The following is a 20,162-nucleotide window of genomic DNA, read 5'->3' on the forward strand; positions in this document are numbered from 1 at the left end:
CCCGAAGGGCCTGTTCAATGTCTCGCGTGAAGCCTCAGGCCGCCTTGGCGGCGCTGGCATAAGGATCGAAGCGACCGTAGAAGGTCTCGCCCTTGGCGGCCATCTCCTTCAGCAGCGGCGTCGGCCTGAAGCGTGGGCCATAGGTCTTGCTGAGCTTTTCGGCGAGTGCCACGAAGGTCTTGACGCCCATGCCATCGATGTAGGACAGCGCGCCGCCGGTATAAGGTGCAAAGCCGAAACCGAGGATGGAGCCGACATCTGCCTCACGCGGATCGGTGACGATGCCTTCTTCCACCGTGCGGGCGGCTTCCAGCGCCACGGTGACGAGGAAGCGCTGTTTCAGTACCTCCATATCCACCGCTTCAGGCTTCTGCTGCGGATAGAGGTCCTTCAGGCTGGGCCAGAGGGATTTCTTGGCGGGCTTTTGCGGATAGTCGTAGAAGCCCTTGGCGTTCTTGCGGCCGAACCGGCCCTCGCCTTCCACCAGCTTCTTCACGAGTTCCATATGGCGCGGATCAACCGCCTTTTCGCCGAGATCGGCGACGGTGGCTTTCAGGATCTTGTAGGAAAGATCGATCGCCACCTCGTCGTTCAGCGCCAGCGGGCCGACCGGCATGCCGGCGAATTTAGCGGCATTTTCGATCATGGCGGGCGGAACGCCTTCGATCAGCATGTCGTAACTTTCCGCCATATAGCGCAGCACGCAGCGATTGACGAAGAAGCCGCGTGTATCGTTGACGACGATCGGCGTCTTTTTGATTTTCGCCACGTAATCCAGCGCGACGGCGAGCGCCTTGTCGCCCGTTTCCTTGCCAAGGATGACTTCCGTCAGCATCATCTTCTCGACAGGCGAGAAGAAGTGGATGCCGATGAAATCCACCGGGCGCTTGGAGTTCTTCGCAAGACCAGTGATTGGCAAGGTAGAGGTGTTGGAGGCGAAGATCGCTCCTTCAGGCAACACGGCTTCCACGGCCTCGATGACGGCCTTCTTCACGTCGCGGTCCTCGAACACGGCTTCGATGACGAGATCGGCGTCGGAGAGCGCGGCGTAATCCGCTGTCGGGGTAACGAGGTCGAGCAGGGCCTTGCCTTCATCCTGCGTCAGCCTGCCCTTGGTTATGGCGGCCTTGACGCTTTCCTCGCAATGGCCCTTGCCCTTGTCGGCGGCTTCCTGATCGCGATCCACCAGCGTGACGGGGATACCGGCTGCGGCGGTGACATAGGCCACGGCAGCACCCATGAAGCCCGCACCGACGACGCCGACCTTCTTGAACTCCGTCTTCGGCTGGCCGGCCGGGCGGCGTGCGCCCTTGCCCAGTTCCTGCATGGAAATGAACAGCGAGCGGATCATGCCGAAGGCTTCCTTCGAGCGCAGGATTTCGGTGAAATAACGCTGCTCCACCTTCAACGCGGTATCGAAGGGCAATTGCAGGCCTTCATAAACGCATTTGAGGATGGCGAGGGCGGCCGGATAGTTACCGGCGCTTTCCCGACGCAGGATCGCCGGAGCGGCAGGCCAGAGCTGGGCTGCGGCCGGCGTCCAGATGCCGCCGCCGGGGGCCTTGAAGCCCTTTTCATCCCAAGGTGCGACCGGCTTCAGGCCGTCCTTGATCATCTGCTTTGCGGTTGCGACCAGCTGATCCGGCTCCACCACCTGATGAACCAGCCCCATGGCCTTGGCGCGCGCGCCGGTCAGCGACTGGCCGGTCGTCATCATCTGCAAGGCGGATTGCGCGTCCGTCAGGCGCGAGACGCGCTGGGTTCCGCCGGCACCGGGGAAGATGCCGACCTTAACTTCCGGCAGAGCGATCTTGAGGCTCTTGGCACTGGAGGCCACGCGGCCATGGCAGGCGAGCGACAATTCGAATGCGCCGCCCATGCAGGTGCCGTTGATGGCCGAGACCCAGGGCTTGCCGTTGGTCTCGACCTTGCGGAACAGGCCATTCATTCTGCCGACGAGATCAAACAGCTTTTGGGCCGCTTCGTCCGGATTCTTCGCCTTTTCCTCGTGGTAAAAGGAGAACATTGATTTGATCATCGAGAGATCGGCGCCCCCGGAAAAGGTGCTCTTGCCTGACGTGAAGACCACGCCTTTCACGGCGGCATCGGCTACTGTGGCATCCACGATAGCGTTCAGTTCTTCGAGAACGTCTGACGTGAAGACATTCATGGATTTTTCCGGCATGTCCCAGGTGACGAGGGCAATGCCGTCTGCGTCCGTCTCGATGGTGAAATTGGTGTAAGTGCTCATTTGGGATTCCTCTTCCCTCAAATTTCCCTGCGGTTACGACAGTCCGATTGCAAGGCCGATACAACTGACCACAAGAACGAGAAACACGATCAAGCCCCAACGCTCTGCCCGGAGCCGTCGGATGTGGACAGGGGAAACAGGGCGGATGGACGCCCTATGATCCTGTGCCATATCCTTTTCCAGATTGTGCCGCGCCAGTTGCTGTTCGATCTCATTCTTGGGCCGCTCGTAAACCTCGCGCCTCATGGCCTGCCTCAAACCCGCTCGATAACCGTCGCCGTGCCCATGCCCGCGCCGATGCAGAGTGTGACGAGCGCGGTGTTCAGATCGCGCCGCTCCAGCTCATCCAGGACAGTACCGAGGATCATCGCGCCGGTTGCGCCGAGCGGATGGCCCATGGCGATGGCGCCGCCATTGACGTTCATCCGATCATGGCTGATGTCGAAAGCCTGCATGTAGCGCAGGACGACGGCGGCGAAGGCTTCGTTGAGTTCGAAAAGATCGATATCGGCAAGCGACATGCCGGTCTTTTTCAGAAGCTTTTCGGTGACGTCCACCGGGCCGGTCAGCATCAGCGCCGGATCGGAACCGATATTGGCGAAAGCCCTGATGCGGGCGCGGGGTTTCACACCCATCGCCTCGCCGCCCGCCTTGGAGCCGACCAGCACGGCGGCGGCGCCATCGACAATGCCGGAAGAGTTGCCAGCGTGGTGCACGTAGTTGATCCGCTCCACCTCCGGGTGGGCCATGATGCCGACGGCTTCAAAGCCACCCATTTCACCCGGCATCTGGAAGGAAGGATTGAGGGAGGCAAGCGCCTGCATATCCGTGCCGGGGCGCATGTGCTCGTCGCGATCAAGGATCGTCAGACCGTTCTGGTCCTTCACCGGAATGACCGACTTGTTGAAATAGCCCTTTTCCCAGGCATGCGCCGCGCGCTTCTGGCTCTCGACGGCATAGGCGTCGACATCGTCACGGGAGAAACCGTATTTGGTGGCGATGAGATCAGCCGATACGCCCTGCGGCATGAAGAAGGCCGGGAAATTGACCGAGGGGTCCATGTACCAGGCGCCACCGGACATGCCCATGCCGACGCGCGACATGCTTTCCACCCCGCCGGCGATGACGATATCGTCCGAGCCGGCCTTGACCTTGCCGGCTGCGAAGTTGATGGCATCGAGACCCGAGGCGCAGAAGCGCGAGATCTGCATACCCGGCGCCTTGTTGGAGTAACCCGCCTCAAAGGCGGCGGCTTTCGGGATCACCGCGCCGGCATCCATGACAGGATCGACGCAGCCCATGATGATGTCATCGACAGCAGAGGTGTCGAGCCCGTTGCGATCGCGGATGGCTTCCAGCGTCTTGGCGGCCAGGCGAACGGAGGGCACCTCATGCAGGCTGCCATCCTTCTTGCCGCGTCCGCGTGGGGTGCGGACATGGTCGTAGATAAATACGTCGGTCATAAACTCTCTCCCTGCGGCGTGTTTACCGCCAACCTTCTCAGAATGCTTCCGCAGCCAGTTCCATCATGGTGTCCGCGCCGGTTTCGATGCGGGCCTTGCGCAGCGCCGTTTCCGGCATGATGCGCTCCATGTAAAACTTCGCCGTGACAAGCTTGGTCTTGAGGAAATCCTCGTCCGAAGTGCTGCCTGCCGCTAGCGCTTCACTGGCGGCTTTCGCCATGCGCGCCTGCATGTAGCCCAGCACCACGATGCCGAAGAGATGCATATAATCGGTCGAACCGGCCCCGGCATTGTCGGGCTTGGCCATGGCGTTCTGCATGAACCACATGGTTGCGGCCTGCAGGTCGTTCAAGCCCTTCTTCAGGCCCTTGGTGTAAAGGCTGAGCTTTTCATCAGCGCGGTTTTCCTCACAGAAATCGCCGATTTCCTTGAACAGTGCCATGACGGCGCGGCCGCCATTCATGCCGAGCTTGCGGCCCACCAGATCGAGCGCCTGAATGCCGTTGGCACCTTCGTAGATCATGGTGATACGCGCATCGCGGACATATTGGCTCATGCCATGTTCTTCGATGTAGCCATGGCCGCCGAAGACCTGCTGCGCCATCACGGCGTGGTCGAAGCCCTTGTCAGTAAGCACACCCTTGAGTATCGGCGTGACGAGGCCGAGCAGGTCATCCGCTGTCTGGCGCTGTTTTTCATCAGCGGCGCGGTGGGCGATATCGGATTGCAGCGCCGTCCACAGCAGGAAGGCGCGGCCCGCCTCGTTATAGGCCTTGATGGTCATCAGCGTGCGGCGGATATCCGGATGCACGATGATCGGATCGGCCTTCTTGTCCGGGAATTTCGCGCCGGAAAGCGAGCGGCCCTGAATGCGCTCTCGGGCATATTCGACAGCGTTCTGATAGGCGATCTCACCGACGGAAAGACCCTGCAGGCCGACGCCAAGGCGGGCCTCGTTCATCATCACGAACATGGCCGACAGGCCCTTGTTCTCCGCACCCAGGAGATACCCCGTCGCACCATCATAGTTCATGACGCAGGTGGCGTTGCCGTGAATGCCCATCTTGTGTTCGATGGCGCCGCAGGTGACGCCGTTGCGCTCGCCGAGCGTGCCGTCTTCCTTGACCAGGAACTTCGGCACGATAAACAGCGAAATGCCCTTGGTGCCTTCTGGCGCACCTTCGATGCGGGCGATCACCAGATGAACGATATTGTCAGTCATGGAATGTTCGCCGGCGGAGATGAAAATCTTCTGGCCGGAAATTTTGTAGCTGCCGTCAGCCTGCGGCACCGCCTTGGTGCGCAGAAGACCGAGATCGGTGCCGCAATGGGGTTCGGTGAGGTTCATGGTGCCGGACCATGTGCCACCCACCATATTCGGCAGATAGGTTTCCTTCTGTTCCTGCGTGCCGTGCACGAGGATCGCAGCGATCGCGCCCTGCGTCAGGCCGGGATACATCATCAGCGACAGGTTGGCGGACGACATATATTCCCCGATGGCGGCATGCAGCGTGTAGGGCAAGCCCTGTCCGCCAAATTCCGGCGGCACGGCAAGACCGATCCAGCCGCCCTCGCAATAGGCGTCATAGGCATCCTTGAAACCATCCGGCACCGAAACCGAACCGTCATCGGCGCGCTTGCAGCCCTGTTGATCACCGGAAAGGTTGAGCGGGAAAAGCCGCTCTTCGGCAAGCTTTGCGGCTTCACCGGTAATGGCCTCGATCATATCGGGGGTTGCGTCCTCGAAGCCGGGCAGGTTGTTATACCGCTCGAGGCCAAGAACGTCGTTCAGGATAAAAAGCGTGTCTTTAACTGGGGCCTTGTAAACAGGCATTACCGATGTTCCTCCGCATCGTGGGCGCCGGCGATAATCCGGCCGATATGGGATGACAATATTTGACGTGCGCGTAAACGTCAAATAAATTTCGGCGGAATATTCCTTCTCCTTTTTCGCGCAACGTATATCCGGCCCGGCGTCAGGCGGCCATGCGCCGTAAAAGTTAAAAAATTCCGACCATAGTTAACCACTTCTTTACCACGTTTCGTGAATTCTCCCGACAGAGGTAACTGCTTCGTACTCGGCGCATTTTCCTCAAACGGGGGCAAATACCGGCTCTGGAATTGCTGCATGTTGCGGCGACGGCGTGTTCAGGCAGGCCACGTCGCGACATATAACCGGGCACAGCGGGCGGAAGCGAAGCGAGCGAAAAGATGAACGGATTGCGATCGAAAAACCAACAGCCAAGCGACAGGTCGTCTCTTGATGCTCTCAATCGCACCATTGAAGGCCTTGAAGCCCGCATTGAGGGGCTGATGAGCCAGAAATTCCCGCGCGATCCGCGATCCGCGAGCGCTCAGGCAGAGCCCAAGACCGAGGCCTATGCCGCGTCGCGTGAGCCCCGCGCTGCCGTTACGCCACCGCAGCTTGATCCCGTCAACGAAATCCGCCAGCGCCAGCGTCTTCTCGAGGCAAGCTTCCAGCGCCCGCAGGAACCCGCCGTCCGCCCGGAACGGACGATTACCCGGCCGCTCGCGCCGGCATATGGCTCGAGGGAAACCCAGCAGACGGCCGCTCCCGCGCCGCGCGCCCGTGCCATGCCGCCCCATCAGGAACCGCAGCGCGATGACGCAGCCCTGCAGGAGATCGCCCAGGCGCTGGTCAATCTGCGGCACGAGCTGAAGCACGATATTGCCGAGGGCGTTGCCCGCGAAGCGCAGGGACTGCGTGCCGAAATCCGCAATATCCGTGCGGTGGCGGAAGACCAGCAATTCATCGGCGATCTGCGCGACGACATTGCGCGGTTGGCCGGCAGCATCGACCAGCTCGGCAATCTGGCGTCCCCTGACGCTTATGGCCTGCGCAACGAATTCGAGGACCTGCGCGCCACCATCGACCAGCTGGCACGCGAAGACAGCGTACACCGGATCGAAAACCGCTGGAACAATGTGGAAGACACGCTGCGCGGTTTCGACGCCGGCGCGTTGCAGGATGAGATCGTTTCGCTCGCTTATCGTCTCGATGACATCAAGACGCAGCTTGGCGGCATGAGCAACAATCCGGCCGTGCGCGTGCTCGAAGACAAGCTGATTGCGATTGCCAGTGCCGTGGAGCAGCTCGGCAAGCACATTCAGCCGAACGAAGCGGCCTTTACCGAACAGTTTTCCGGTCTCGACCAGCGGCTGGATGAAATCAGCCGCGCCATTGCCGCATCCGGCACGCGCGCCAATGCGCAGGCAACGGACAATGCGCTGGCGCAGCGTCTGGAGAACCGGCTGAACGGCCTTGCCGAACAGCTTGGCGACATCAACCGCCTTGCCGCCGCAAAACCTGAACCGGCGCCGGACCTCACCGCCCGCCTTGAAGCGCTGGCCGGCAAGATCGACGAACTCAGCACCGCCCGCGACGCCGCGCAGTTACATGAGCGGCTAGACCAGCTGTCGCTGCTTCTGGAACGGTCGCAGCGCCCCTCGCAACAGGCGGAACTGACCTCTTTCCTCAGCGATATTTCCCGCAAGATCGACGCGCTGGATCACGGCGCCGTCAATGACGGCTTGGCCGAGCGGCTCGACCTGCTCTCCCGGCGGATCGAGGACCTCGATTATCGTTACAGCCAGCCGCAGCCGGCATCGGACCTCAGCGAAAGCGCTTTCTCGCGTCTGGAAGAGCGGCTCGGCAACATTGCCGCCCGCCTCGACGAGACCGCCCATGCCGCGCCCGCCGACAGCCATGCGCTCGCAAGCCTCGAAAACCAGATCGCCCATCTCTCGACGCTGATCAGCCAGCCGGTGCAGATGCAGGCCGCGGCCATGCCGCCTGAACTCGACGCCCGCATGGCGGCCATCGAAGACTACATGGCGTCCAACGACGAATATATCATCGAGGCAGCCCGGCAGGCGGCCGAGGCCGTTTTGGACGCCTATACCCGCAACAATCTCTCGGCCGGCGCAAGCCTTGCCGACATGAGCATGCTGACCGATCTTGCGACCGATCTGCGCAGTCTCGAAGCCTTGAGCCGCAATACCGAAGAACGTACGCACCGCACATTCGAAGCGCTGCATGAGACGCTGGTGCAGATTGCCGGCCGGCTGGACAACCTCGACAATGCTCCCGTCTACCGCGAACAGGCCGCGCAGCGCAGCGTTGCGCAACCTGGGGCAGTCCCCGCGCGCGAACATGTGTCCATGCCGGCCGCCATCTTCCCGGAAGAGGGTTATATTGCCGAAGAACAGGCCATTCTCGACGCCGACGAGAAGGATGCGGACGCCATCGTGCCTCCTGCTGCAGCGAAACCCGCGAAGGTGGAAAAAAAGAGCCTGCTCGCCGGCCTGACGAAGCGTTTCAAAACGGGTACTGCAAAGACCGTCAAAGCCGAAAAAGAACCGATATCGGCCTCCTCCTCCTCCCGCACGCAGGTTGAGCCCGCCCCGTCGCTCGATCCGATCGACGTTCTGCCTGCCGGTCAGGAGAACGAACTTCTGGAGCCTGGTTCGGGCGCGCCCGATATCAAGAAAATCCTCGAGCGCGTTCGCGCCAGCCAGGTGGCCGCCAGCGGCAAGGCCGCAGACGCTGAAGGACGGACGGATTTCATTGCCGCCGCCCGTCGTGCAGCGCAGGCCGCCGCCATGGAAACATCGCCGGAGAAGCTGGACACAGGCAAGAAGAGCCGCAAGACCGACACCTCCACGCTTTCGCGCTATCGTCGCCCGTTGCTGCTCGGCATCGGCGCCATTCTTCTGGCAATGATGGCCATGCCGCTCGTCAAGACGCTGATCGGCGGCGCGGAAGCTCCGGCGCCGATCATCGAGCAGAAGACGGACCAGGGCCCGGTTTCCGCGCTTCCCGAAACGGGTGAGAAGGCCGTGACCATTCCGTCCGATCTCGCCATCGATCCGGAACAGGCCGCATCCGCCGACAGCATCGAAAACACCGCACCGGCGGAAAATATCATCGATCCACGCACCATCGGCGGCGCGCCGCTGCCTGACGAGCCGCCGGTTGCCGACGTTCCCGCCGTGGATGCGGCAAATTCCGGCACCGTCGCGCAGAACGAACCCTCGGCTCCGGCACAGGTTGCCGCCACGACTGTTCCCGTCCAGGACGCCATCACCGTTCCCGCCGGCATCGCACCCGCTTCGCTTGCCGAAGCGGCCGCCAAGGGGGACACGCAGGCGCTGTTCGAGATCGCAGCCCGTTACACCGATGGCCGCGGCGTTGCCGCCGACCGCACCGAGGCGGCAAAGTGGTACAAACTCGCCGCAGATCGCGGCCTCGCACCCGCGCAATATCGCCTCGCCAATCTTTACGAGAAGGCGAACGGCGTCGAACGTAACCTTCCCGAAGCCAAGCGCTATTACACGCTGGCCGCGGAACAGGGCAATGCGGGCGCCATGCATAATCTCGCCGTCCTGCTCGCTTCCGATGCGGCCGGTCAGCCGGATTTCGCCGCCGCCGCGCAATGGTTCATCAAAGCCTCCGACCTCGGCGTTCGTGACAGCCAGTTCAATCTCGCTATTCTTTATGCACGCGGCAGCGGCGTGAAGCAGGACATCGAGGAATCCTACAAGTGGTTCGCCATCGCAGCCAAGGATGGTGACGCCGACGCCGCCCAGAAGCGCGACGAAGTGGCGGGGGCCTTGAACCCGCAGCAGCTTCAGAGCGCAAAGGCCAAGGTGGACGCCTGGAAGGTCAAGCCGCTTTCGGAAGACGCCAACAGCGTCAACCCGCCTGAGGAATGGGCTGGCAAGGAGGGCGTGAAGACCGCCTCCGTGGACATGGAAAAGGCGATCCGCAACATTCAGGCGATCCTGAACAAGAACGGTTTCGATGCCGGCCAACCTGACGGCAAGCTCGGCAAGAACACCGTGACGGCCATCAAGGACTTCCAGAAATCCGTGGGCCAGACCCCGGACGGGCGCATTACCAACGAACTGGTCACCGCGCTTCTCGCCCGCAACAAATAAACATTCAAGAACCGGCGAAGCGGCCCTTTGGCCGCTTTCGCTCAGCCCGGCGCAGGAATGTGGTCCGTTGCCGACACACGGCCGCTATCTTTCCAAATTATCAACGTATTTGCCGTTGAATGTTGACAGGTCAGGCCCTCGTGGGCATGACGGATGAAGATCGGGCATGCCCGGTCTTTTCAGACAGAAAGTGTAAATCGCGGCGCGGCCCCCTCACCCGGACAAGCCATGCCGCCCGGAACCATTTGCCCGAGGTCCGAGCCGTGACTGTCTATCTGCCGATCGCAGAACTGTCGGTGAATATTTTCATCATTCTCGGCATGGGCGCGGCCGTCGGTTTTCTGTCCGGCATGTTTGGCGTGGGCGGCGGCTTTTTGATTACCCCGCTTCTGATTTTCTACAATATTCCGCCTGTGGTGGCCGTGGCGACGGGCGCGAACCAGGTGGTGGCTTCCTCCGTTTCCGGCGCGATCACGCATTTCCGGCGCGGCACGCTCGATGTCAAGCTCGGCACCGTCCTGCTCGTCGGCGGTCTTGTGGGCGCGACGGTCGGCGTCTGGATATTCTCATTCCTGCGCAGCATCGGCCAGCTCGATCTCATCGTTTCGCTCCTCTATGTCATCCTGCTCGGCGCCGTCGGCGGCCTGATGCTGAAGGAAAGCATTTCGGCGCTCCGCCGCGCTGCACGCAACGAAGCCGTGACGTTGCGCCGGCCGGGCCATCATAATTGGGTGCACCGCCTGCCGCTGAAAATGCGGTTCAAGAAATCGAAGATCTATCTTAGCATCATTCCCGTCGTCACGCTGGGTTTCGCCATCGGCATCCTCACCTCCGTCATGGGTGTCGGCGGCGGCTTCATCATGGTGCCGGCACTGATCTATCTTCTGCGTATTCCGACCAATGTGGTCGTCGGCACCTCGCTGTTCCAGATCATTTTCGTGACCGCCTATACGACCGTCGTTCAGGCAGCGACCAACTATTCCGTCGATGTGGTGCTGGCCTTCATCCTGATGGTGGCGGGTGTCATTGGCGCGCAATATGGCGTGCGCGTCGGCCAAAAACTGCGCGGCGAACAGCTGCGCGCCCTGCTGGCGCTTCTCGTCCTCGCTGTTGCGCTTCGCCTTGCCGTGTCGCTGGTGGTGCGCCCGGAAGACCTGTTTTCAGTCGCCGTTGGGGGGTTAGGTTATTGATCCGCCATTTGCTGCTTGCCGCCCTTGCGCTGGCCTCATGTCTTTCCCTCGGACAACCGGCTTCGGCCCAGACGCCGCCGCTTGCCCTGCCGCCCGGTCCGCAGCAGCCGCCGCTGCAGGAAAACATCGAAATCGGCGCATCGACCACCGAAATTCCCATCGCTTCGGATTTTCGCGGCGCGGATTTCACCCTCTTCGGCGCACTCAACAATACCGACCAGCTGCTGCTGGCCATCGGACAATATGACATTGTCGTAACACTGGAAGGGCCGAGCGACTATATGACCGTGCGCAAGAAACAGCGCGTGGCGGGCATATGGATCAATACCAGTGCCATCACCTTCACGCCGCTGCCGGAATCCTATTCCATGGCCAGCACGCGCAATACCGCCGACATCGCCTCGCCCGGAACGCTCCGCGCCATGGGGCTCGGCGTCGACCATCTGTCACTGAAAAGCGCGGTCTTCTCCGGCGTGCCGGACAATGTTTTCGACTTTCAGGAGGCTTATCGGCGTCTGAAGCTTTCCAGCGGCATCTATCGCAACGACACAACCGGGGTGCGGCTGGAACGCACCGGCCTGTTCTGGGCGACTTTGCGCCTGCCGGCCAACGTGCCGAATGGCGTGCATACCGCCCGCGCCTATCTCTTCAAGAGCGGCAAATTCATCGCCCAGCGCGAACTGAAACTGCGCGTCGTCAAGACGGGCATGGAACAGGCGATCACCGATGCCGCGCATCAGACGCCGCTTGCCTATGGCGCGCTCTGCGTTCTACTGGCAGTCGTGACCGGCTGGGGCGCCAGCATCATCTTCCGCAAGGACTGATCCTTTTTTCCCGAAAAAGAGAGTGTCTGCCTTCCCAGCCGGCGAAGATAGCATTCGCTTCCGCCAACGGTTTGCGGTAAAATTCAAGGCGTTACAACCCCGCACCCAGGTTATGGCGGTATGTGCGGTTGTGACGGGGATGAAAAGGAGAAATGTCATGTTCAAGCACATTCTCATTCCCACCGATGGCTCGCCGCTGGCGCAGATCGCAATCGACCAAGGGTTCGCTCTCGCCAGGGAGGCAGGCGCAAAGGTGACCGTGGTGACGGTATCGGAACCCTTTCACGTGATTGCCAGCGATGTCGAGGACATTGCCGCCATTGCAGAAGAGGAATTTCACCGCTGCGAGGAAGCGGAACATCTGCTGAGGGATACGCAGGCGCACGCCGCCGCCATGGGGCTCGATTGCGAGGCCCTGCTTGCGCGCGCGGGGCGGCCGGACGAAGCGATTATCGAAATCGCCGACAAGAGCGGCTGCGATCTCATCGCCATGGCCTCGCACCGACACAGGCGCTTCGTGGAGTTGCTGCTCGGCAGCGTCACGGCCAAGGTGCTCAAGAATTCGAAGATACCGGTGCTGGTCTACCGGCAATAGAGCGTTTCCGGTAACTACGTAGCGGTCTTACGTTCGGAAAATACGCTCAGCCGATGAGATTTGAAAATCGCACAGAATAGATGCGGTCCCGCCCCATCAGATGCGCGACGAGCGCGGAGTGATCGAAGAGGCCGCGCATCGCCTTATGGCGCAAATCCAGCCCGCCGCTCATCACCCCGAAAGCCGGCATCAATAGACGCGAACCGTCTGTGGCGAAACAGGGCCGTCGCACCGTCTTTTCGCGGCGGCGGACCGTGGCGGAGGGATGCAGGTGCCCGGCGATTTCGCCGGCGGCATCTCCCGGTTTCGGCTCGTGGCGGAAGACGAGAGCGCCGTAAAACATCTCGTCCACCGAAGAGCCCGGCAGATCGACCGTACCATCGGGATCATGGTTGCCGTTTATCCATATCCATTCGCGGCCACGCGCCATCTCGCGAATGAGTTCGCGCAGCGGCAGCGGCAGATGCTGCGAGCCGACGCGATCATGGAAATTGTCACCGAGGCTGACGACGATCCTCGGATCGTAGCGGCTGATCAGCGAGGACAGGATTTTAAGCGTGGCGATGGTGTCGTAGGGCGGCAGCATGGAGCCGCGCCGGGCAAAGGCCGCGCCCTTTTCCAGATGCAGATCGGAGACGACCAGCAGCGAGAGGTCAGGCAGATACAGCCCGCCCAGCGGGTCGCACCAGGCGGCAACGCCATTGATGACGGTCTCGCTGCCAAGGCATTCGAAGCCATTGGAAAATCTGTCGCTCAATGTCAGCCGGCTCAGCAATGTTGTCGTCGTTCCTTCAATGGGTCTTTCAGGACATCGCCTCGGCGATCAGCTCATCGGCAGCTTCCGCCAGCACATCGTCCATCGCTTCGCCCGCCACCGTCTCCCGGCCGATTTCCAGCATGACCGGAACGGCAAGAGGTGAGACATGCTCCAGCGCGCGATGCGTGGTGTGTCCCTTGATTCGCTTCAGCATATCTCCAAGACGGCCAATGTCCAAAAGTCCTGCCGCGGCATCGCGCCGCGTGGCTTCCAGCAGGATATGATCCGGCTCATGGCTGCGAAGAACGTCATAAATAAGATCGGCCGACACGGTCACCTGCCTGCCGGTCTTTTCCCTGCCCGGATGGCGGCGTTCAATGAGGCCGGAGATGACGGCGCAGTTGCGGAAAGTTCGTTTCAGCATGAAGGATTCGTCGAGCCACGCCTCCAGATCGTCGCCCAGCATGTCCTCATCGAGCAGGTCGGCGAGCGACAGCCGGTTGGATTTCAACCGCATGCCGATATCCGCCATGGCCCAGATGGCGAGCGAGTAATCTGTGGCGACGAAACCCATAGGCTTGGCGCCCGCGCGTTCCAGCCGGCGGGTCAGAAGCATGCCGAGCGTCTGATGCGCCAGCCGCCCCTCGAAGGGATACATGACCATGAAGAACCGCTTGCGGAATGGGAAGGTCTCGACCAGCAGCTCATCGCGCTTGGGAATGATGGACTTTTCCTTCTGGATTTCCAGCCAGTCGCGCACCTGATCCGGCAGCGCCTGCCAGCGGGCAGGATCGGCAAGCATGGAGCGCACCTGATCCGCCAAATAGGTGGAAAGCGGAAACTTGCCGCCAGCATAGGAGGGGATTTTCGGGTCCATGGAAAAGGCCTGCGAGACCAGGCATTCGTTCTCGCGGATACCTTCAAACCGCAGCACCTTACCGGCGAACAGGAACGTATCGCCTTGCACCAGCTGCTCGAGGAAATGTTCTTCCACCTTGCCGAGCGACATGCCGCCGCGCCCGACCGTGCCCTTGGCGTTGCGTTTGACCATGCGGACATTGAGTTCCGCGGCCTCAACGATGGTGCCGAGGTTCAGGCGATATTGCTGGGCGACAGCCGGATTGGAAACGCGCCAGCGGCCATCCTTCATCTGGCGGATGCGGGCGTAACGTTCATAGGTGCGCAGCGCATAACCACCGGTGGCGGTAAAATCCACCACCCGGTCGAAGGTGGGGCGCGGCAAATCGGCATAGGGCGAGGCGCTGGTCACTTCTCGATAGAGCTCATCCGCATCGAAGGGTTCGGCGCAGGCCATGCCGAGCACATGCTGGGCGAGAACATCGAGCGCGCCTTCGGCAATGGGCGGGGTATCCTGCGCGCCGATGTAATTGGCATCCAGCGCGGCCCGGCACTCCATCACCTCGAAGCGGTTGGCGGGAACGAGGATCGCCTTTGAAGGCTCGTCCATACGGTGATTGGCGCGCCCGATACGCTGGGCAAGACGGCTTGCGCCTTTTGGCGCGCCGACATGCACCACCAAGTCCACATCGCCCCAGTCTATGCCGAGATCGAGCGTAGAGGTCGCGACAACAGCGCGCAGCTTGTTTTCCGCCATCGCCGCCTCCACCCTGCGGCGCTGGCCGGCATCCAGCGAACCGTGATGCAGTGCAATCGGAAGGTTGTCGTCATTGACGGTCCAGAGTTCCTGGAAGACCCTTTCCGCCTGTGAGCGCGTATTCACAAAGACCAGCGTGGTCTGATGCCGCTTCAACGCCTCGTACAAGTCCTTGCCGGCATAACGCGCAGAATGGCCGGACCACGGAATGCGCTCTTCCGTTTGCAGAATGGAGATATCCGGCTTTGCGCCCCCTTCGACCGTGATGAGGCCGGCCGGCGGCTCGCCCTGTCCCTGCGGCGCAAGGTAACGGCGCAAATCCATCGGATCGGCGACCGTGGCCGACAGGCCGATAAAACGCACATCCGGCGCGTGCCTGCGCACCCGCGCGAGCGCCAGCGACAGCAGATGGCCGCGTTTGGATGTGACGAGCGAGTGCAACTCATCAAGCACCACATATTTCAGGTCGCGGAAAAAGCGCTCCGCCTCCTTATTGGCAAGCAGCAGTGAGACCTGCTCCGGTGTCGTCAGCAGGATATCCGGCGGCCTCACCTTCTGGCGCTGGCGTTTCGCCTGGGGCGTATCGCCGGTGCGGGTTTCGATGACAATCGGCAGACCCATTTCGGAAACGGGTTTGGTGAGATTTCGCTCGATATCGACTGCAAGCGCCTTCAGCGGCGAGATGTAGAGGGTGTGCACGCCGACAAAGCCGGAGCCGGGCGGAACCTTGCCGCGCTCTGTGAGAGCGGTGAGCGAGGCCAGGAAGCCACCCAGCGTTTTGCCTGCGCCTGTTGGGGCGATCAGGAGCATGTTTTCCCCGCCCCTCGCCCGTGCCATCAGCTCCAGCTGATGGGCGCGCGCAGACCACCCTTTTTCGGCAAACCATTTCTGGAATGGAAGGGGCAAGGTGCCGACATGCGTGCCGGACGTGGGAGACTCGGTATGTTTCACCCCTTCAAGGTAGTGAAAAACCTGAGAAAAAGAAGAGCGCTCCAGCGACGCTTGACAGGAAATCAGAATCGTGGATAAATAATATCCACGACACAGCAACAAGACGTGAGGAACTAATGAAACTCGGCGACGGCGTTGAACAGGCCATTCACAGCGTGGGCATGCTGGCGGGACTTTCAGAAGGCGGCGTGTTATCGGCAGCGGCGCTGGCGGAATTTCACGGCGTTTCCACGAGCTATCTTCTGAAGCACCTGCAATCACTGTCCAGCGCGGGTATTGTCGCCACGGTGCCGGGGCCTAAGGGCGGATATCGTCTGGCGCGACCGACCGACAAGATCACCCTGCTTGACATCGTTCTGGCGGTCGAAGGACCGCAGCCGGCGTTTCGTTGCGCGGAAATCCGCCAGCGCGGGCCGAACCCGCTGCCCGGCCGTTATTTCACCAAGCCCTGCGGAATCAATGCCGCGATGTTGAAAGCAGAGAAAGTCTACCGGGCCGAACTCGCCAAAACCACCATCGCCGATATTCTGGGTGATCTTGCTGCCAATGATGATGGCGGGATTGCCGCGCGTGGCTGCGCCTTTCTGGACATGAATGAGCGCAAGACGACGATGCGCTGAACCCGAAAACGAGACCCGGAATAACCACCAATCACGTTCCCGGATGGCATTGCCGCTTCCCGGACCGATGACACACGCCTTAAACCAACCCAACCAACGGAGAAACACATGAAAACCCGCGTCAACTATGCCAAAGCATCCCCCGAAGCTTTCAAGGCCATGATGGCTTTTGAAAATTATGTTCAGACCAGCGGTCTTGAGCGCCGCTTCATCCACCTCATCAAGCTGCGTGCCTCGATCATCAACGGCTGCGCCTTCTGCGTGGACATGCATGTGAAGGAAAGCCGCCATGACGGGCTTTCCGAACAATGGATCAACCTGATGAGCGTCTGGCGCGAATCCCCCGTTTATACCGAACAGGAACGGGCTCTGCTTGGCTGGGTGGATGCGGTGACGAAGATTGCCGAAACCGGCGCTCCGGATGATGCCTTCGAGACGTTGAAAGCGCATTTTTCCGATGAGGACATCGTGAAAATCACGGTTGCGATCGGCGCAATCAACACCTGGAACCGCATCGCGGTCGGCTTCCGCTCGCAGCATCCGATCGACGCGGCTGCGAAGGCGGCCTGAGCACCCTTGACCGCCTCGAACGACCGCTACATGGCGATGTAGCGGTCGTTTCTGTGGTTGACGGCGAGCGTGAGGTTCATGACCAGCGCGCCGAGAATGGAACAAAGGATAACGAAAGGCGTCGCAACGAAGAAGGAGCAGGCGAGAACCATGCCGTCAAAGGCGAGCTGCACGAGGCCGGCGCGCCAGCCGAAGCGATCCTGAAGATAGAGCGCCAGGATGCCGAAGCCGCCGAGGCTGGTGCGATGCCGGAACAGCGCCAGCATGCCGGCCGCCACCGTCAACCCGCCGAACAGTGCCGCGGCAATCGGGTTGATGCTCTCAAAGGCAAAGAAGCCCGGCATATATTCGGAAAGCAGCGCCGTCATGGCGATGGCGCAGAAGGTCTTGACCGTGAATGCAAGGCCGAGGCGACGGAAGGCGAGATAATAAAACGGCAGATTGACGAGGAAGAAGACCGTACCGAAGCTGAGATCTGCGCCGTAATGCACGAGAAACGCCAGACCGACCGTACCGCCCGTCAAAAGGCCAGCAGCGGAAAACAGCGTGACGCCGAGCGAAACCAGCATGCTGCCCGCGAGAACGCCCTGCGCGTCCTCCAGCAATGAATGACGATCCGGCGCGGAGGCCCAAAGGTTCAGTCTCCTGCCTGCGCTCGTATCATCCATGCACTTTTCCCCGAATTTTGGTCTCTACCGAGCTATTGCGCTGAAGTGCTCCGGATTTCAACCACCTTTGCTCAACGCACGACGATGTATCTATCCGAGCGGTGATTGATGGCCAGAAACATGTTGAGGACAAACGCGCCGACAATCGAATAAACGACGGTCGCCGGATCGATGACGAGGAAGGCGCAGAGCATCACGAAGGCATCGAAGGCGAGCTGGATGAGACCGGCGCGAATGCCGAAGCGATCCTGAATATAGATGGCGAGAATGCCGATACCGCCAAGGCTGGCGCGGTGGCGATAGAGCGCCAGCAATCCATAACCTAGCAGCAGGCCGCCGAGCAACGCCGCCCAGAGCGGATTGATGCTATCGATCACCATCCAGCGGGCTTCCACTTCCGTCAGCACAGAAACAAGGCCGATGGCGATGAAGGTCTTGAAGGAAAAGGCAAGACCGAGGCGGCGGAACGACAGGTAATAAAACGGCAGATTGACGAGGAAGAACAGGAGGCCGAAGCTGATGCCGAAAGCATAATGCAGGAGAAAGGCGACGCCGGCGGTGCCGCCGGTCAGAAGGCCGACCTTGTTCAGAAGATAAAAGCCGAGCGCCGAGACGATGGCGCCGGTGACGATGCCCTGCACGTCCTCCACCGGCGCATGTTTGGCCGGATCGGAACTCCACATGCCGTAAACGCTTCTCGTTCTGCTCACGCTTTTTTCCTCAGCTTCAGGCATATTTTGCACTGCAAAAAACATCTGAGCAAGATGGATATGTAAGGAAGCCTGACCTATCGCAAAAATGGCAAGAAACGAAATGTTCAGGCTTTGGCACGGGCAAGAAAAAGAATGCCGGAAAGGGGTTTTCCGGCATCCTTGCGAATGGTGGTTTTACGGATTTCGATGAGGGAAAAGCCGGCCCGCTCAAGAAGGTCGGTCACGTAGCTCTTAGAATGGGCGTAACGAAGGGATTCCCGAAGCACGAAACCGTCTTCCTCCCCCGCATCCTCCACCGAAAAGGCGAAAAAGCCTGAAGGCGCAAGCAGGGCGGAAACGAGCGGCATGACAGCCTCGAGACTGCCGAGATACATCATCACATCGGCGGCGGCGACGAGGTCGGCACGGTGCTGCGCGAGCGTGGATGTGAAGAGCCCCGAGGCCTCCGGCTCCAGCGAAAGATCGGCCTGGTCGAGATGATCGTAAAGCCCCTTTTCCTCCGCCTTGCCAAGCATGTTCTGGGAAATATCGAAACCTTCCAGCCGGTTTGCGAAAGTGCGGATTTCAACGCCAAGGAGACCGGTGCCGCAGCCAATATCGACAATAGTATCGAAGACGCCGCCTTTCGCCGCCTTGCCGATCAGTTTCGCCAGCTTTTGCGGCACGCTGTAATCCAGCTTTTCCACGAGCGAGGTTTCGAAACGGTCGGCGTAATCGTCGAACAGCCCTTCCACATAGCGGCTGGGCGGTTGCTCCGGCGTTTCGGCGGCGCCGAGAACCGCGAGTTTCAACTCGGCTGCAAACAGTCCTTCGGCGTCCAGTTCAGCGACTTTCCCGTAAGCCGCCACGGCTTTTTCAGTTTCGCCCGCTTTTTCGTGATATTCCCCGAAGCGAAACCAGCCCGCCGTCCACTGTGGCGCAAGTTCAAGCGCCTGCTCCATGAGTTCGGCGGCGGCGGGATAGTCACCGCTCTCCGCCAGCATGCGAGCATAGTCAGCCCGGCGGTCGGCAATGACGTCACCGGAAGAAAACTGGTTTGGGGCCATTCAAGATTCCTGAGAAGATGCCGGCTGTCATTTATCAAGCCACAAAAAAACTCAAGTCCTATTTCATGGGCCTGCGTGGAATTGACGAATATGACGCGATATAGTCGCCGAAACTTGCATCGAAGCGTCGTGCTTTATATGTCAGGATAAAATAGGAGACGTGCTGATGGCCGGTGAGGTCAACAAAATGCTGGGTGACACGGTGGCCCGTACCGTGGTGAAACTGCTGGTGGTTTCATTGCTCGTCGGCTTTCTGATGGCTATCTTCGGATTGACGCCATGGAACATCATTTACGGCGCGCGCGATTTCGTTGTCGACCTGTGGCGCAGCGGTTTCCATGCGCTGGGCGCAATCGGCGACTATCTGATCCTCGGGGCAACGATCGTCATTCCGGTTTTCATCATCCTGCGCCTCCTGAGCTACCGCCGCTGACATGACCGATACTTCGCTTCACACGCTTACCCGGCGCGGTTTCGTGCTGCTTTCCGCCGGCTCCGTTCTTTCCGCCTGCGTGTCCATGCCCACCAACAAGGGCATCCCCTCCGGCACCCGTGACGAGACGGCCGCGGCGCTTCCCATGGTCAACGATCTGCGCCGATCCAAGGGGCTTTCGCCGCTTGCCATCAATGGCGCGGCAAGCGGTGCCGCCGCCTATCAGGCCGGCCGCATGGTCAAGGCGCAGAAAATGGCGCATCTTATCGGCCTGACCGACAGTTTCCTGGTTCGCATGAAGGAAGGCAATGTGCCGCTTCCGGCAGCGGAGAACGTGGCCGCCGGGCAGGACAGCGTCGAGCGGGTGGTCAAGGCCTGGATCGGCTCACAACATCACCTTGAAAACATGCTTGGGCCTTATAACGGCCTCGGCGTCGCGGTCGCCTATGATACGGCCAGCCGCAACCGGCCCTATTGGGCGATGGTGCTCTGCGCCTGAGGCAAA

17 protein-coding genes are annotated in these 20,162 nt (G+C 60.8%); 8 read left to right on the forward strand and 9 right to left on the reverse strand.

All coding sequences use genetic code 11. From position 1 onward, the window contains the following. Positions 1-34 precede the first annotated feature (34 nt). Genes O9X91_RS01665 through O9X91_RS01680 form a run of 4 tightly spaced genes read right to left on the reverse strand, consistent with a single transcriptional unit; the run spans position 35 to position 5,548 of the window. A complete protein-coding gene (locus tag O9X91_RS01665; RefSeq protein ID WP_269833360.1) occupies positions 35-2,251 on the reverse strand; it encodes a 3-hydroxyacyl-CoA dehydrogenase NAD-binding domain-containing protein in 2,217 nt (738 codons plus the stop codon). 33 nt (positions 2,252-2,284) lie between these two features. After that, positions 2,285-2,497: a hypothetical protein gene (locus O9X91_RS01670; protein ID WP_142912703.1), complete on the reverse strand. Its 213-nt coding sequence runs from the start codon at positions 2,495-2,497 to the stop codon at positions 2,285-2,287. Positions 2,498-2,505: 8 nt separating this feature from the next. Beyond that, positions 2,506-3,714 (reverse strand): acetyl-CoA C-acetyltransferase, encoded by a 1,209-nt coding sequence (locus O9X91_RS01675; RefSeq protein ID WP_077985390.1) that lies wholly within the window; start codon positions 3,712-3,714, stop codon positions 2,506-2,508. Between the two features lie 37 nt (positions 3,715-3,751). Next, the gene (locus O9X91_RS01680) at positions 3,752-5,548 is read right to left on the reverse strand and encodes an acyl-CoA dehydrogenase C-terminal domain-containing protein (RefSeq protein ID WP_142912702.1); all 1,797 of its coding nucleotides are present in this window, start codon (positions 5,546-5,548) and stop codon (positions 3,752-3,754) included. Between the two features lie 377 nt (positions 5,549-5,925). On the opposite strand from O9X91_RS01680, the gene podJ reads away from it, so the two are divergent. From podJ to O9X91_RS01700, 4 genes are all read left to right on the forward strand, one after another. Beyond that, the gene (podJ, locus tag O9X91_RS01685) at positions 5,926-9,675 is read left to right on the forward strand and encodes a cell division protein PodJ (protein WP_142912700.1); all 3,750 of its coding nucleotides are present in this window, start codon (positions 5,926-5,928) and stop codon (positions 9,673-9,675) included. 263 nt (positions 9,676-9,938) lie between these two features. Next, the gene (locus O9X91_RS01690) at positions 9,939-10,865 is read left to right on the forward strand and encodes a sulfite exporter TauE/SafE family protein (RefSeq protein ID WP_077985387.1); all 927 of its coding nucleotides are present in this window, start codon (positions 9,939-9,941) and stop codon (positions 10,863-10,865) included. After that, entirely contained in the window at positions 10,862-11,689 is an 828-nt protein-coding gene (locus O9X91_RS01695) for a TIGR02186 family protein (protein ID WP_077985386.1), read from the forward strand. Before O9X91_RS01690 ends, O9X91_RS01695 begins: the two co-directional genes overlap by 4 nt. 157 nt (positions 11,690-11,846) lie before the next feature. Beyond that, positions 11,847-12,284 carry a universal stress protein gene (locus tag O9X91_RS01700; protein ID WP_077985385.1) on the forward strand — a complete coding sequence of 146 codons (438 nt, stop codon included), beginning with the start codon at positions 11,847-11,849 and terminating at the stop codon, positions 12,282-12,284. Positions 12,285-12,330: 46 nt separating this feature from the next. Here O9X91_RS01700 and pdeM read toward each other — a convergent pair whose 3' ends face one another. Both pdeM and O9X91_RS01710 read right to left on the reverse strand, forming a co-directional pair. Beyond that, complete coding sequence (pdeM, locus tag O9X91_RS01705) at positions 12,331-13,059, reverse strand: ligase-associated DNA damage response endonuclease PdeM (RefSeq protein WP_269833361.1); 729 nt, start codon at positions 13,057-13,059, stop codon at positions 12,331-12,333. 28 nt (positions 13,060-13,087) lie between these two features. Continuing rightward, complete coding sequence (locus O9X91_RS01710; RefSeq protein WP_269833362.1) at positions 13,088-15,607, reverse strand: ligase-associated DNA damage response DEXH box helicase; 2,520 nt, start codon at positions 15,605-15,607, stop codon at positions 13,088-13,090. 116 nt (positions 15,608-15,723) lie between these two features. Here O9X91_RS01710 and O9X91_RS01715 point away from each other — a divergent pair, with 116 nt between their 5' ends. Both O9X91_RS01715 and O9X91_RS01720 read left to right on the forward strand, forming a co-directional pair. Beyond that, positions 15,724-16,227 (forward strand): RrF2 family transcriptional regulator, encoded by a 504-nt coding sequence (locus O9X91_RS01715; protein ID WP_077985383.1) that lies wholly within the window; start codon positions 15,724-15,726, stop codon positions 16,225-16,227. 108 nt (positions 16,228-16,335) lie between these two features. Next, on the forward strand, positions 16,336-16,797 hold the full coding sequence (locus O9X91_RS01720) for a carboxymuconolactone decarboxylase family protein (RefSeq protein ID WP_077985382.1): 462 nt from the start codon (positions 16,336-16,338) through the stop codon (positions 16,795-16,797). Between the two features lie 26 nt (positions 16,798-16,823). On the opposite strand, the gene O9X91_RS01725 is transcribed toward O9X91_RS01720, so the two are convergent. From O9X91_RS01725 to O9X91_RS01735, 3 genes are all read right to left on the reverse strand, one after another. Next, positions 16,824-17,465, reverse strand: a complete 642-nt coding sequence (locus O9X91_RS01725; RefSeq protein ID WP_269833364.1) for a YitT family protein — start codon at positions 17,463-17,465, stop codon at positions 16,824-16,826. Between the two features lie 71 nt (positions 17,466-17,536). Further along, positions 17,537-18,148, reverse strand: coding sequence for a YitT family protein (locus O9X91_RS01730; RefSeq protein WP_035236585.1), 612 nt, complete (start codon positions 18,146-18,148; stop codon positions 17,537-17,539). A 134-nt stretch (positions 18,149-18,282) separates the two neighbouring features. Further along, positions 18,283-19,224 (reverse strand): class I SAM-dependent methyltransferase, encoded by a 942-nt coding sequence (locus O9X91_RS01735; RefSeq protein WP_269833365.1) that lies wholly within the window; start codon positions 19,222-19,224, stop codon positions 18,283-18,285. A 166-nt stretch (positions 19,225-19,390) separates the two neighbouring features. On the opposite strand from O9X91_RS01735, the gene O9X91_RS01740 reads away from it, so the two are divergent. After that, positions 19,391-19,657 (forward strand): DUF6460 domain-containing protein, encoded by a 267-nt coding sequence (locus O9X91_RS01740; RefSeq protein ID WP_003493739.1) that lies wholly within the window; start codon positions 19,391-19,393, stop codon positions 19,655-19,657. Between the two features lies 1 nt (position 19,658). Continuing rightward, the gene (locus O9X91_RS01745) at positions 19,659-20,156 is read left to right on the forward strand and encodes a CAP domain-containing protein (RefSeq protein WP_077985380.1); all 498 of its coding nucleotides are present in this window, start codon (positions 19,659-19,661) and stop codon (positions 20,154-20,156) included. Positions 20,157-20,162 lie beyond the last annotated feature (6 nt).

Source organism: Agrobacterium salinitolerans (assembly GCF_027498475.1).
Taxonomy (GTDB): domain Bacteria; phylum Pseudomonadota; class Alphaproteobacteria; order Rhizobiales; family Rhizobiaceae; genus Agrobacterium; species Agrobacterium salinitolerans.